Raw genomic sequence first — 13,525 nt, 5'->3', positions numbered from 1 at the left:
CCGTTTCTGTTTCACTCCTGCTGTCGAGGAACCTGATCATGCGCTTGACCTCATCGCTCGCCCTGCTGTTGCTCGGGGCCCAGATCGGCTCCTCCCACGCTGCAGAGACCACGATTCCCGACGCGCTGATCGCCGCCGGCGAAAAGGCCGTGCTGACGCTGCATGCCGAAGGCGCGCAGGTCTACGACTGCAAGACCGACAAGGACGGCAAGCTCGCCTGGACCTTTCGCGAACCGATCGCCAGTCTGTTCGAGGACGGCAAGACCGTCGGTCGGCACTACGCCGGCCCGAGCTGGGAGCACCAGGACGGCTCGATCGTCGGCGGCCGCGTCCAGGGCACCGCCATCGGCGCCACCGACAACGACATCCCCTGGCTGAAGCTCGCCGTCGTCTCCCACCGCGGCAGCAAGGGCGTGCTGTCGGACGTCACCACCGTGCAGCGGATCAACACGTCGGGCGGCAAGCTGGAGGGCGCCTGCGAGACCGCCGGGCAACTCCGCAGCGTGGCCTATTCCGCGGACTACGTGTTCCTGCAGAAGCAGTAAGGCTGCTCACGCCTCGCGATAATCCAGCAGGATCAGCCCGACCAGCACGAAGGCCACCGGCCAGACCCAGGCGGCGGCGCGGCTGATGCGGCCGTCCAGGCGCAGCTCGAGCCAGCGCGCCCAGCCGGCGATGATGCCGCACAGCGCCAGCGGCGTGTGGCTCATCTCGATCAGGAGCTGATCCTTGATGTTGGCGATGGCGTGCGAATGGGTCAGCAGCAGCGCGCCGCCGGCGGCGACCGTCAGCGGAAACACCAGCGCCGCCCGCCCCGCCTGTTGCCCGCGCAGCCGCACCCGCCATTCGAACAGGCCGAACAGGACGATCAGCACCACGAACAGCCGGTGCTGCGCCACTTCGGGATCGCGCAGCGACGCGAAGAAGCCGATCGGGCCGAGCGGCCAGGCCATCTCGTCGGCGCGGAGAAACAGGAACGCCGCCATCACCAGGAACAGCAACGGCCAGTGCCGTGCCCAGCGTCCCCAGGCGAAGCGTTCGATCAGCGCGAGCAGCCCGATCAGCACGACGAAGATGCCGGCCCAATGGTGGTTGTATTCCGACCAGGCGATTTCGGCGGCGCTGCGCGGCAGGATCACGCCCTCGCCCGGCACGTAGGCTTGCGGCGCCGTCACGCGCTGCGCGTCGGCGGCGTCGATCCTCGCCTGCAACTGCGAGATCGTGAGCTGGTCGACCGAGGGGCTGGTCAGCCGCGGCCGTTGCGGCGCGGCGCGCTCGACGATCTCGGCCCAGTTCAGGCGGTCCTGGCTGAGGTCGATGCCCGGCGGCAGCGAGGTCAGCGAGCCCGCCGTCAGGAGCACCGTCAACCCGATGCCGAGTTCGACCTCGACGAAGCGCTTCATCCGCAGCAGCGGCGCTGCGGGATCACGGCGACGCAGGCGCTCCACGGCCAGGAAATTGCCCGCCCCGAGCGCGAGCAGCATCAGCAGCATCGCGACCTTGGCCGAGGTCATCACACCATAGGCCGTACCGTAGATCGCCGCGAACGAGCCGAGATAGGCGATCGCCATCACGATGCCGCCGAGCACGATCGCCGCCACCGAGACCATCGACATCAACGAGTAGCGCCGTCCGATTCTGCGCTGATCGTCATCCGCCTTGCAGCCGTTCAGCGCCATCATGAAATACGGCAGGCCGCCGATCCAGACGCCGGCGCCGAGCATGTGAAGGAAGTCGGCGGCGAGCAGCGGCCAGCGCACCTCGAGCCGGCTCGCCGCGTGCGTCAGGTTGAGCTGCAGCAGCAGCGCTGAGACGGCCAGCACGGTCAGCGTCAGGACGCGCCAGGCGGCCCAGCTGCCGGTCCGGGCGAGCACGGCGATGCCGAGCGCGCACGCGGCAACAGCCAGGCCGGAGCGTGCGAAATCCGCGCTCGCCGCCGCGCCGAGCGACAGATCGAGCGTCCCGATCAGCGCGCCCATGTTGACTGCGAGCGAAGCCAGCACGACCGCGAACCAGCCGAATGCGCTTCGGCGCAGGAAGCGCTGGCCGCGCTTCCCGACCACGATCGCGTCAGCGGACAGCCTTTGCTGTAGCGGGCGCAGCAGCAACAGCAGAAATGCCAAGCCGCCGATGGTGAAGGACTGTGCCAGCAGGGTCAGGCCTCGCAGCACCACCGAGAGATAGCCGAAGATGTCGAGCAACAGCGACACGGCTAGCGCACGTTGAAAGGAATGTCGCCGCGGGTGATGTGGCCATCGACGCTGAGCACCTGCCATTGCAGGTGCCAGGCGCCGGGGCTGAGCGCCTTGGCCTCGGCGTCGATCTCGTCGGCCGGCGCATCGACTGCCGGAGTAAGCGCCTGCTCGGCACCGTCGGGCGCGCGCAGCTTCAGCCGCGAGCGGGCGTGATCGATGCGGCTGTTGAAGCGCAGCCGGATCATTGTCGGCTGCGTCTCGATGGTCCCGCCCGCCGCGGGCTGCGACGAGACGATGACGGCATGAGCCGAGGCGGCGCCGGGAACGCCCAGAAGCAGCGCGGCAAGGGTCGGCAGATGGCGGAAGCGGATGACGGACGGCATGGGACGCGCGGGCGGCGGAGGCTGCGGCAGGAACGTTCGGGCTGGATCGGGACGAACAAAACTCGACCGTTCTAATCTAAGCGACCTTCCTGTTCCCCACGTAGCCACAAACGCGTGACCGGGGCCGGCCGGCACCTCCGGCAGCGGCACGAGGCCCCGGCCCTGCCCGCAGGGCATCCCGGAACAGCGAAATTTAGGGTCGAATCATCAAGCACTTCGCTGTATGCCTCGCCGCATCATTGCCGTCCGTCGGTTGTCGGGACCCTTCCGCCCGCGGACCAACATTGCCTGATCCCGAGGAACGCCTAAGGAAACCGTCATGCCCGCCTATCGCTCCCGAACCTCCACCCATGGCCGCAACATGGCCGGCGCCCGCGGCCTGTGGCGCGCCACCGGCATGACCAACGAGGATTTCGGCAAGCCGATCATCGCCGTCGTCAACTCCTTCACCCAGTTCGTGCCCGGCCATGTCCACCTCAAGGACCTCGGCCAGCTGGTCGCCCGCGAGATCGAGAAGGCCGGCGGCGTCGCCAAGGAGTTCAACACGATCGCTGTCGACGACGGCATCGCGATGGGCCATGACGGCATGCTCTACAGCCTGCCGTCGCGCGAGCTGATCGCCGACAGCGTCGAATACATGGTCAACGCGCACTGCGCCGACGCCATGGTCTGCATCTCCAACTGCGACAAGATCACGCCCGGCATGCTGATGGCCGCGATGCGCCTCAACATCCCCGCGGTGTTCGTCTCCGGCGGCCCGATGGAGGCCGGCAAGGTCAACATCGAAGGCAAGCTGCGCAAGGTCGACCTGATCGACGCGATGATCGTGGCCGCCGACGACAAGGTGTCGGATGCCGATGTCGAGGTGATGGAGCGCTCGGCCTGCCCGACCTGCGGCTCCTGCTCGGGCATGTTCACGGCGAATTCGATGAACTGCCTGACCGAGGCGCTCGGCCTGTCGCTGCCCGGCAACGGCTCGGTGCTGGCGACCCATGCCGACCGCCGCGGCCTGTTCGTCGAGGCCGGTCATCTCGTCGTCGACCTCGCCCGCCGCTATTACGAGCAGGACGATGCGTCCGTGCTCCCCCGCAACATCGCCAACTTCAAGGCGTTCGAGAACGCGATGAGCATGGACATCGCGATGGGCGGCTCGACCAACACCGTGCTGCATCTGCTCGCCGCCGCCCATGAGGGCGAGATCCCGTTCACCATGACCGACATCGATCGCCTCTCGCGCAAGGTCCCCTGCCTGTGCAAGGTCGCGCCGGCCGTGGCCGACGTGCACATGGAGGACGTGCATCGCGCCGGCGGCGTGATGGGCATCCTCGGCGAGCTCGCCCGCGCCGGCCTGCTGCACACCGAATTGCCGAGCGTGCATTCGGCCTCGCTGGCAGCAGCGCTGGAGCGCTGGGACATCCGCCAGACGTCGAGCGAGAGCGTGAAGAACTTCTACATGGCCGCCCCCGGCGGCGTGCCGACGCAGGTCGCGTTCAGCCAGGACCGCCGCTATCAGGAGCTCGATCTCGATCGCGAGAAGGGCTGCATCCGCGACCTCGCGCATGCCTATTCCAAGGATGGCGGCCTCGCGGTGCTGACCGGCAACATCGCGCGCGACGGCTGCATCGTGAAGACCGCGGGCGTCGATGCCTCGATCCTGAAGTTCTCGGGTCCTGCGCGCGTGATGGAGAGCCAGGACGCCGCGGTCGAAGCGATCCTGACCAACAAGATCAAGGCCGGCGACGTCGTCGTCATCATCTATGAGGGCCCGCGCGGCGGCCCGGGCATGCAGGAGATGCTGTATCCGACCAGCTATCTGAAGTCGAAGGGCCTCGGCAAGGCCTGTGCACTGATCACCGACGGCCGCTTCTCCGGCGGCACCTCGGGGCTGTCGATCGGCCACGTCTCGCCGGAAGCCGCCGAGGGCGGCCTGATCGGCCTGGTGCAGGACGGCGACCGCATCGAGATCGACATTCCCAGCCGCGCCATTCATCTCGCAGTGTCGGACGAGGAGCTCGCCAACCGCCGCGCCGCGATGGAGGCGAAGGGCGATCAAGCCTGGAAGCCAAAGACGCGCGCCCGCAAGGTCTCGACCGCGCTGAAGGCCTACGCCGCGTTCGCGTCGAGCGCCGCCAAGGGCGCGGTGCGGATCGTCAAGGAGTAAGACCGATCTGTTCGGTCGGCAGCACCGGTCCTTTCCGACCGGTTGCTGCGGCCGGCGGCCGCGGCCTCACCATAGACTTCCTCGTCTCGCTCTCGTCCTGCGAACAGCCATGCCGCACTTCGTTGTTGCCCACTGACGACAGCGGGTTCAGGCTCCCTTCATCGACAATGAGCGCGTCAGCCACAATGCACGCGCCAGGCCCTGGGAAGGATCGCCATGCTGAACCGCCGCAGCCTGCTGCTCGCCTCGCTTGCCGCCGGAGTGACGATGACCACGACAGCCGCCCGCGCCAAGCCGGCGCAACCTTCGACCCCGGTCGATTTCGACGTGCCGGCGCAAGCCTGCGACTGCCACACCCATATCCACGGTGATCCGAAACAATTCCCGTTTGCAGCGAACCGCGTCTACACGCCGGAGCCGGCCCTGCCCGAGGAGATGGCGGCGCTGCACAAGGCCCTGCACATCCAGCGCGTGGTGATCGTGACGCCAAGCGTCTACGGCACCGACAACTCCGCGACGCTGTACGGGATGAAGGCGCGCGGCAATGACGCGCGCGGCGTCGCCGTCATCGACGACAAGACCACCGAGGCGCAATTGGATGCCATGCATGCCGAGGGCTTCCGCGGCATCCGCCTCAATCTCGCGACCGGTGGCATCAATGACCCCAATGTCGGCCGCGCCCGCTTCCAGGCCGCGGTCGAGCGGATGAAGGCGCGGGGCTGGCACGTCCAGCTCTACACCAACACGGCGATGATCGCGGCCATCAAGGACCTCGTGATGCAATCGCCCGTGCCGGCCGTGTTCGACCATTTCGGCGGCGCGCAGGCCGATCTCGGCCTCGGGCAGCCGGGCTTTGCCGATCTGGTCGAGCTCGTCCGCAGCGGCAAGGCCTATGTGAAGATCTCCGGCGCCTACCGCGCCTCGACCCGCGGTCCCGACTACACCGATGTGATCCCGTTCGCGAAGGCCCTGATCGAAGCCAACCCGGACCGCATCGTCTGGGGCACCGACTGGCCCCACCCGGATTCGTCGCCGCATCCCGAATTGAAGGTCACGGATATCAGGCCCTTCTATCCCATCGACGACGGCCGCCTGATGAACCAGCTCCCGGTCTGGGCGCCGGACGCCGCGGTCCGCGAGAAGATCCTGGTCGATAATCCGGCGAAGCTGTACGGGTTTTGATGGCGTTGTTAGTCCGTAGGGCGGGTTAGCGCAGCGTAACCCGCCGCACGATGCTACGCCGCCCTGAAGGCCTACGCCGCGTTCGCCTCAAGCGCCGGTGAGGGATTGAGCCTTTAGCCCGCAGGACGGACAAGGCATCTGCCTTCGCTCGACAGAGCGAAGGAAGATGCGTGCCTGCCGTCCTACTATGAGGTCGATTACTACGACCGACGGGCGGTGGGCACGGCGCGTCCGCTGACACTCCGCACCAGCCTTTTACTCAATCTGAAATTGCACTCCACTCGTGATGGTTGATTCAGATCAACGCCCGATCTAGCGCCGTGCCGATACTGCGTCAGAATAGGGCCGCACGTGTCCCGGCGGTCACGCCGGCCCGCATGGATGGGAGACGATCATGTCACAAGAGCCGCTCCTCGACGAGCCGCGCCTCGCCTACCAGATCATCGTCACTGCGCCGGGCACGAGATCGCAGAACTGGCACGGCGTGCTGTACGATCAGAAAGGCGAGCCCATGACGATCGCCGCCGGCGCGACGGTCAAGACCGGCGTCGGCGTATTCGTCGGCGTCCCCGAGGACCGTCCTTTCCATCCCTTTGGTGCGATCCACGCCGACACCATCGCCTGGATGAAGACGGCGCAGGGCAACGTCATCATGGACACCGAGCCCTGGGCCTACCGGCTTCATGTCGGCGCGGAAGGCTCCAAGAACGAAGGCTGGCAGGGCGAGTTGCTGCATGGTCGGGGTGTGGTCGGGCCCCAGCCCGGCAAGTTTGAAACGCCGATGGGACCGTTCATCTGGTTGGAACGGACTCACCCCTGGGGCCTCGGCGGCTGGTTCCACGCATCCTGGTCGGCGGCCCAACGACAGGCACCGGCCAAACAAAGCGGCGCGGCCTGAGACGCGCGCGGTCGTCGCGCCTGGGTTTCCATCTGACGGCCCAATCCGCCGGCTCAGAACTTGTATGTGGGCAGGTCGTTCGCGCGCCTCTGCCTCATCTACGTACTATGGTTGTGGCCCAGCGAGCTTCGGTGTCGTTGTCCGAAGCTCCAATGCTCCCGCTCCGGCTTCGCGGAACGACACCAGCCGGCGCTGCGACTCGTCCCACAGCACCAGCCGGACGCAGCGCAGGCTCTCGGGCAGCGTGATGCGGCCGATCTCGCGCAGCTCGGGATGATCGCGCAGCACCACCGGCAGCCTGTAATAGGGAATCCGGCTCGAGAGATGGTGGACGTGGTGGATGCCGATATTGGCGGTGAGCCAGTGCAGCCATGCCGGCAGGTCGTAATGTGAGCTGCCGTAGAGCGCGGCCTGCTGCTGCGTCCAGCGCTCGCTCCGCTCCCAGACGGTGTGCTCGAACTGATGCTGGACATAGAACAGCCACACCCCGGCCATGGCGGCGAGCAGCATGATCGGGAGATGCACGACCAGGAACGCCTGGATGCCGATCAGCCACACCAGCCCGGCGACGATCAGGGCGATGCCGAAATTGGTCGCCATCGTGCTGACCCAGGGCGACCAGCCGGCGCGCATGAGGCCGAACGGCAGGCGGTGCTGCAGGAAGAACAGGTAGGCGGGTCCTGCGACGAACATGACCAGCGGGTGGCGGTACAGCCGGTAGCGCAGACGGCCCCAGGTCGATCGCGCCTGATATTCCCGCACCGTCAACGTATCGATGTCGCCGATGCCGCGCCTGTCGAGGTTGCCGCTGCTGGCGTGGTGGATCGCGTGGGTGCGCCGCCACCAGTCGTAAGGTGTCAGGGTCAGCACGCCGAGGACGCGGCCGACCCAGTCGTTCGCCTGACGCCCGGCGAAGAAGGTGCCGTGGCCGCAATCGTGCTGGATCATGAACAGGCGCACCAGGAAGGCGCCAGCAGGAATCGCGATGAGCAACGACGCCCAGGCATGGCCGAGCGAGAATGTGAACCAGGCTGCCGCCCACAGCGCCACCAGCGGCACCGCCGTGATCACCAGCTCGGTGACGCTGCGGACGCGGTTTGGTGTGCGATAGCTGCTGAGAATCTGCATCCAGTAGCGGGCGTCGGCCGCCGCGCGGCCCTCGTCGTCGCCGGCGCGCGGCGTGGCGCGGTCCTTGGGCGGCACAGTCGCCGTCGCGACTGGCTGATCGAACTGCAATGTCGTCTCCACCTTGTGTTCTTGGCGATCGCGCATGGCGCGACCGCGGCCAAATGGACCCCTGCGCAGCGCCGAACGGGCTGCAGGAGTTCGAAATCACGAGCTTTCGTCGGTTTAACCGCCGTCGAAGCCAAATGGTTCATCGTGCGCCCCGCGATGAACCGCTCTGGACGAGAAAGTCTGGGATGCGGACGCCCGTCAGGAGACGGGTAAAGAGCGCGTGCGGCGGATCAATGGAACTTAACCCGTCGAACGCCTCATTGCTAGGAGAGGACGGGTTACGATCCGTTAATCCGCCCGATGAAATGCCGCTTCGATTGTGCACCGCGTTCCCTTCACCCCGTCCCGCGCGAGGCATCCTGCGCCACGGCCCCCTCGCGACGCGAGGTGGAGAAAATGTCCCAGATTGCGATGAACATTGCCGCGATCACGGGCCCGATGACGAACCCGTTGAGGCCGAATGCCTCGATCCCGCCCAATGTCGAAATCAGCACCACATAGTCGGGCATCTTGGTGTCCTGTCCGACCAGGATCGGACGCAGGACATTGTCGACGAGGCCGATGACGAGGGCGCCATAGGCGATCAGGACCACGCCCTGCCAGATCGATCCGGTGGCCAGGAGATAGAGCGCGACCGGAAACCAGACGAGGCCCGCTCCCACTGCCGGAAGCAGGGACAGGAAGGCCATCACGACCGCCCACAGCAGGGGCGCGTTGATGCCGAGAAACCAGAACATCAGGCCGCCCAGCGCGCCTTGCGCCAGAGCGACGAGCAGACTGCCCTTCACCGTCGCGCGGATGACCACCGTGAATTTGCGCAGCAGCGCATCGCGTTGCTCCGGGCGCAGGGGAATGGCGCTCTTGATGCGCTCCGATAGCGTCTCTTCGTCACGCAGCAGGAAGAACAGCAGATAGACCATGATGAACAGATTGACGAAGACCTCGAACGTCCCCTGTCCGATCACGAGCGCCTGGCTCGCAATGACCTCGCTGCCCTTCAGCAGGCCGGCCGACAGCTTGTCCTTCATTCCGGCGAGGCTGCCGAGCCCGAATCGGTTGAGCATATCGACCACCCATGTCGGAAGCGCGGCCAGCATCTTCCGAAAGTACTGTCCGATGTCGAGCTGACCGGACTGCATCTGTTTGTAGACTCCGGAGGCCTCCTGCGCCAGCGACGCCCCGATCAGTGACAGCGGAAGGATGACGATCACGACGAAGATCAACACCACGACGGCCGCCGCCAGGCCGTGTCGGCCGTGCATCGATCGCGACAGCCAGCGGTGCAGCGGAACGAAGACGATGACGCCGATGATGCCCCACAGAACCGCGCCGTAGAACGGCAGCAGGATCCACCCGAACATCAGCGATATCGCGACGAGCAAGAGAAGCAGGGCTCGGTCTTCGAGGCTACGCATCTGGCTTTCCTATCGGACCGGGACCGTGAGTTGGACCGTTCCTTCCTCCACGGCGGACGGTTTGCCGCCTGGTCGCGAGATGGTCAACGTTCGAATTCGACTTTGGCCCCCGCCACGACGCGATGTTGCCGGCGAAAACATGCTCCAGAATGCCGAATTTGTCTGCCGCTCCAGCAACAACGCCGATTTCAAGAGCCTGCGCGACAAATAAATCGCTTCTGAAAATCAGCAAACGAGCAGAGTTCTGGACGTCGACGAGCGCGCAAGCGGCTACGGCTCGTCGGAGGTGATCAGCAACGTCGGTTTTGCGCTCGGCAAAGCCGAAACCCTCGCCATCGTCGGCAAGAACGGCATGGGCAAGACCTCGCTGCTCAAGGCCATCGTCGGCTTCCCGCCGGCCTGGTGCGGCGGAGTGAAACTTGCAGGCAAGGACGTGACGCGAATAGCGCCGCATCTGAAGCGGAAGATGGGGCTGGTCTATGTTCCCCAGGAACATGCGCTGTTCCAGGACCTGTCGGTCCGCGACAATCTCAGACTTGGCGTGCTCACGGACGGTGACATGAGCGCGCGTTTCGAGCAGGTCGGAGGCTGGTTTCCGGTGCTGACCAGGCGGCTGAGCCAGCGGGCCGGCACGCTGTCCGGCGGCGAGCAGAAGATGCTGATCGTGGCGCGCGCGCTGATGGCGAAGCCCGACGTGCTGCTGCTCGACGAGGTCACGGAAGGTCTGCAGCCGTCCGTCGTCGACCGGCTGTCCGAGGTGCTGGTGCGCGTCCGGCGCGAGATCGGCACCTCCATGATCGTGGTCGAGCAGCATCTGCCATTCGCGCTCTCGATCAGCGACAGATACCTCGTGTTCAAGCGCGGCGAGATCGTCGATGCCGCCGCGGTCGATCGTGACTCCGCCGCGCGCATCGACGAGCACATGCGCATCTAGCGGACCCGTCGCCGCGAGAACAGCGAGATCAGGACCGGCAGCGTGATGAGGATGACCACCGGCGCCAGCATCATGCCGGTGACCACGACGATCGCGAGCGGCTTCTGCACCTGCGAGCCGATGCCGGTCGACACCGCGGCCGGCATCAGCCCGATGCCGGCGACGACGCAGGTCATCAGCACCGGACGAAGCTGCAATTCGCCGGTGCGGATGACCGCCTCGATGCGGTCGACGCCCTCGTCGATCAGCTGGTTGAACTGCGAAAGGATGATGATGCCGTCCATCACGGCGATGCCGAACAGCGCGATGAAGCCGATCGCCGCGGACACGCTGAACGGAATGCCGGTCAAAACGAGGCCGACCACGCCACCGAAGATCGCCATCGGGATCACGCTCATGGCGAGCAAGGTGTCGGCCATCGAGCCGAAATTGAACCACAGGAGCACGCCGATCAGCGCGAGGCTGATCGGCACCACGATCGACAGCCGTTTGATCGCGTCCTGGAGATTGCCGAACTCGCCGACCCACTCGACGCGCGAGCCCGGCGGCAGCTGCACCTGCTCGGCGACCTTCTGCTGCGCCTCCTGGATCGCGCTGCCGAGGTCGCGCTCGCGCACCGAGAACTTGATCGGCAGATAGCGCTCCTGCTGCTCGCGATAGATATAGGCTGCGCCCGAGACCAGCTTGATGGTCGCGACCTCGCTCAGAGGAATCTGGGTGATGCCGTTCGGCCCCTGCGCGCCGATGCGCAAATTCTCGATCGCCTCCGCGCTCTTGCGATATTCCGGCGCCAGACGAACGATGATCGGGAAATGCCGGTCGGAGCCGGGCTCGTAGAGATCGCCCGCAGTGTCGCCGCCGATCGCCACCTTGATGGTGGCGTTGATGTCACCGGGCGCCAGCCCGTAGCGCGCAGCCTTGGCCCGATCGATGTCGATCTGCACCGTCGGCTGGCCGAGCGAGGTGAACACCGCAAGATCGGTGACGCCCTGCACCGTCGACAGCACCTGCTTGATCTTGTTGGCGGTGTCCGTCAGCGCCTGCAGATCATTGCCATAGAGCTTGATCGAGTTCTCGCCCTTCACGCCGGACACGGCTTCCGAGACGTTGTCCTGCAGATATTGCGAGAAGTTGAACTCGACGCCGGGAAAGCGGTCGTCGAGCTGCTTCAAGAGCTCCGCGGTGAGCTGGTCCTTGTCCTTGGTGCCGGGCCAGTCCTTGACCGGCTTCAGCGGCGCGAAGAACTCGGCATTGAAGAAGCCGGCCGCGTCCGTGCCATCGTCGGGACGGCCGTGCTGCGAGACCACCGCCTCGACCTCGGGCCGCGCGCGGATGATCTTGCGCATCTCGTTGACATAGGCATTGCCCTCCTGCAGCGAGATCGTCGGCGGCAGGGTCGCGCGGATCCAGAGATTGCCCTCCTCCAGCTTGGGCAGGAATTCGAGCCCGAGCAGCCGGCCGACCACCGCGGTCAGCAGCACGAGACCGATCGCGCCGGTCATCACCAGATTGCGGTTGCCCACCGCCCAGCGCAGCACCGGCGAATAGATCGCGTGCAGCAGCCGCATCAGCCGGGTCTCGGTCTCCTCGACATGTGCCGGCAGGATGATCGCGCTCAGCGCCGGCGTCACGGTGAAGGTCGCAAGCAGACCGCCGGCGAGCGCATAGGCATAGGTGCGCGCCATCGGCCCGAAGATGTTGCCCTCGACGCCGCTCAGGGTGAACAGCGGCAGGAAGGCGGCGATGATGATCGCCGCGGCAAAGAAGATCGAGCGCGACACGTCGGCAGCCGCCGACAGGATCGCGTGGCTCTTCATGCCCATCATCGTCTCCGGCGAGATGTGGCTCTCCTCGGCCTCGGACAATGGCGTGGTTTGCGTCAGCCGGCGGAAGATCGCCTCGACCATGATGACGGTGGCATCGACGATCAGGCCGAAATCGATCGCGCCGACCGACAGCAGGTTGGCGGACTCGCCGCGCAGCACCAGGATGATGACGGCGAAGAACAACGCAAACGGAATCGTGGCGCCGACGATCAGCGCGCTGCGCAGATTGCCGAGAAACACCCACTGCAGCAGCACGATCAGGCCGATGCCGACCACCATGTTGTGGAGCACAGTGTGCGTCGTGGTATCGATCAGGTCCTTGCGGTCGTAGATGCGCTCGATCCGCACGCCGGGCGGCAGGATGCTGGAGCTGTTGATCTGGTCGACCAGTTGCTCGACCCGCGCGATGGTCGGCGAGCTCTGCTCGCCGCGCCGCATCAGCACGATGCCCTGGACGATGTCGTCGTTGTTGTTGAGGCCGGCGATACCGAGCCGTGGCTTCTCCGCCACCGTGACATTGGCGACGTCCTTCACCAGCACCGGATTGCCGCCGCTCTGCGACACCATGGTGCTGGCAAGGTCCTCCATCGAGCGGATCAGGCCGACGCCGCGCACGACCGCCGACTGCGTGCCGATCTCGACCGTGTTGCCGCCGACATTGATGTTGGAGTTGCCGACCGCCTGCAGGAGCTGCGGCAGGGTCAGGCCGTTGGCGACCAGCTTGTTGAAGTCGACCTGGATCTCATAGGTCTTGGTCTTGCCGCCCCAGCCGGTAACGTCGATGACACCCGGCACGGCGCGGAAGCGCCGCTGCAGCACCCAGTCCTGCAAGGTCTTGAGGTCGAGCACGCTGTAGCCGGGCGGACCGCGCAGCCGGTAGCGATAGATCTCGCCGACCGCGCTCAAGGGCGAGATTTGCGGCGTGACGTTGCCGGGCAGCGGCGACAATTGCGACAGGCGGTTCAGCACCTGCTGCAGGGCCTCGTCGTAGGTGTAGTCGAACGAGAACTGCAGCTTGACGTCGGACAGGCCGTACAGCGAGATCGTCCGAATGGTGCGCAGGTTCTTGATGCCGGCGACCTGGGTCTCGATCGGGATCGTGATGTAACGCTCGATCTCCTCGGCCGAGAGGCCGGGGCTCTGCGTCACGATGTCGACCATCGGCGGGGTCGGATCGGGATAGGCCTCGATGTTGAGCTGGCGGAATGCGATCAGACCCCCGATCAGGACGGCGACGAACATTCCGACCATCAGGAAGCGCCGCTGAACGGCGATGGCGACGAGACGGTCCATTC

General features: G+C 66.0%; 10 protein-coding genes. 5 read left to right on the top strand and 5 right to left on the bottom strand.

Going from position 1 to position 13,525, the window contains the following annotated elements; translation table 11 throughout:
* The first annotated feature begins 38 nt into the window (after positions 1-38).
* On the top strand, positions 39-545 hold the full coding sequence (locus QW863_RS06170) for a DUF3455 domain-containing protein (protein ID WP_315714858.1): 507 nt from the start codon (positions 39-41) through the stop codon (positions 543-545).
* A 6-nt stretch (positions 546-551) separates the two neighbouring features.
* Here the strand turns inward: QW863_RS06170 and QW863_RS06165 are convergent, their stop codons facing one another.
* A complete protein-coding gene (locus QW863_RS06165; protein WP_315714859.1) occupies positions 552-2,210 on the bottom strand; it encodes a copper resistance D family protein in 1,659 nt (552 codons plus the stop codon).
* A gap of 2 nt (positions 2,211-2,212) precedes the next feature.
* A complete protein-coding gene (locus tag QW863_RS06160) occupies positions 2,213-2,578 on the bottom strand; it encodes a copper resistance protein CopC (RefSeq protein ID WP_315714860.1) in 366 nt (121 codons plus the stop codon).
* A gap of 319 nt (positions 2,579-2,897) precedes the next feature.
* Between QW863_RS06160 and ilvD the strand changes: the two genes are divergently transcribed.
* The 3 genes from ilvD (at position 2,898) to QW863_RS06145 (ending at position 6,819) form a co-directional block, all read left to right on the top strand.
* Positions 2,898-4,739 (top strand): dihydroxy-acid dehydratase, encoded by a 1,842-nt coding sequence (ilvD, locus tag QW863_RS06155; protein ID WP_315714861.1) that lies wholly within the window; start codon positions 2,898-2,900, stop codon positions 4,737-4,739.
* A gap of 216 nt (positions 4,740-4,955) precedes the next feature.
* Positions 4,956-5,921 carry an amidohydrolase family protein gene (locus tag QW863_RS06150; RefSeq protein ID WP_315714862.1) on the top strand — a complete coding sequence of 322 codons (966 nt, stop codon included), beginning with the start codon at positions 4,956-4,958 and terminating at the stop codon, positions 5,919-5,921.
* 394 nt (positions 5,922-6,315) lie between these two features.
* The gene (locus QW863_RS06145) at positions 6,316-6,819 is read left to right on the top strand and encodes a hypothetical protein (protein WP_315714863.1); all 504 of its coding nucleotides are present in this window, start codon (positions 6,316-6,318) and stop codon (positions 6,817-6,819) included.
* A 105-nt stretch (positions 6,820-6,924) separates the two neighbouring features.
* On the opposite strand, the gene QW863_RS06140 is transcribed toward QW863_RS06145, so the two are convergent.
* A complete protein-coding gene (locus QW863_RS06140; RefSeq protein ID WP_315714996.1) occupies positions 6,925-7,947 on the bottom strand; it encodes a fatty acid desaturase in 1,023 nt (340 codons plus the stop codon).
* Positions 7,948-8,390: 443 nt separating this feature from the next.
* Positions 8,391-9,470: an AI-2E family transporter gene (locus tag QW863_RS06135; protein ID WP_315714864.1), complete on the bottom strand. Its 1,080-nt coding sequence runs from the start codon at positions 9,468-9,470 to the stop codon at positions 8,391-8,393.
* 286 nt (positions 9,471-9,756) lie between these two features.
* Between QW863_RS06135 and QW863_RS06130 the strand changes: the two genes are divergently transcribed.
* On the top strand, positions 9,757-10,404 hold the full coding sequence (locus QW863_RS06130) for an ATP-binding cassette domain-containing protein (protein ID WP_315714865.1): 648 nt from the start codon (positions 9,757-9,759) through the stop codon (positions 10,402-10,404).
* On the opposite strand, the gene QW863_RS06125 is transcribed toward QW863_RS06130, so the two are convergent.
* Positions 10,401-13,523 carry a CusA/CzcA family heavy metal efflux RND transporter gene (locus tag QW863_RS06125; RefSeq protein ID WP_315714866.1) on the bottom strand — a complete coding sequence of 1,041 codons (3,123 nt, stop codon included), beginning with the start codon at positions 13,521-13,523 and terminating at the stop codon, positions 10,401-10,403. The genes QW863_RS06130 and QW863_RS06125 overlap by 4 nt on opposite strands.
* Between the last annotated feature and the right edge of the window lie 2 nt (positions 13,524-13,525).

The sequence above is a fragment of the Bradyrhizobium sp. SZCCHNR1017 genome (assembly GCF_032381375.1).
Lineage (GTDB): Bacteria > Pseudomonadota > Alphaproteobacteria > Rhizobiales > Xanthobacteraceae > Bradyrhizobium.
The sequence above is the reverse complement of the archived record's forward strand: the minus strand, read 5'-3'. Positions and strand labels throughout refer to the sequence as shown.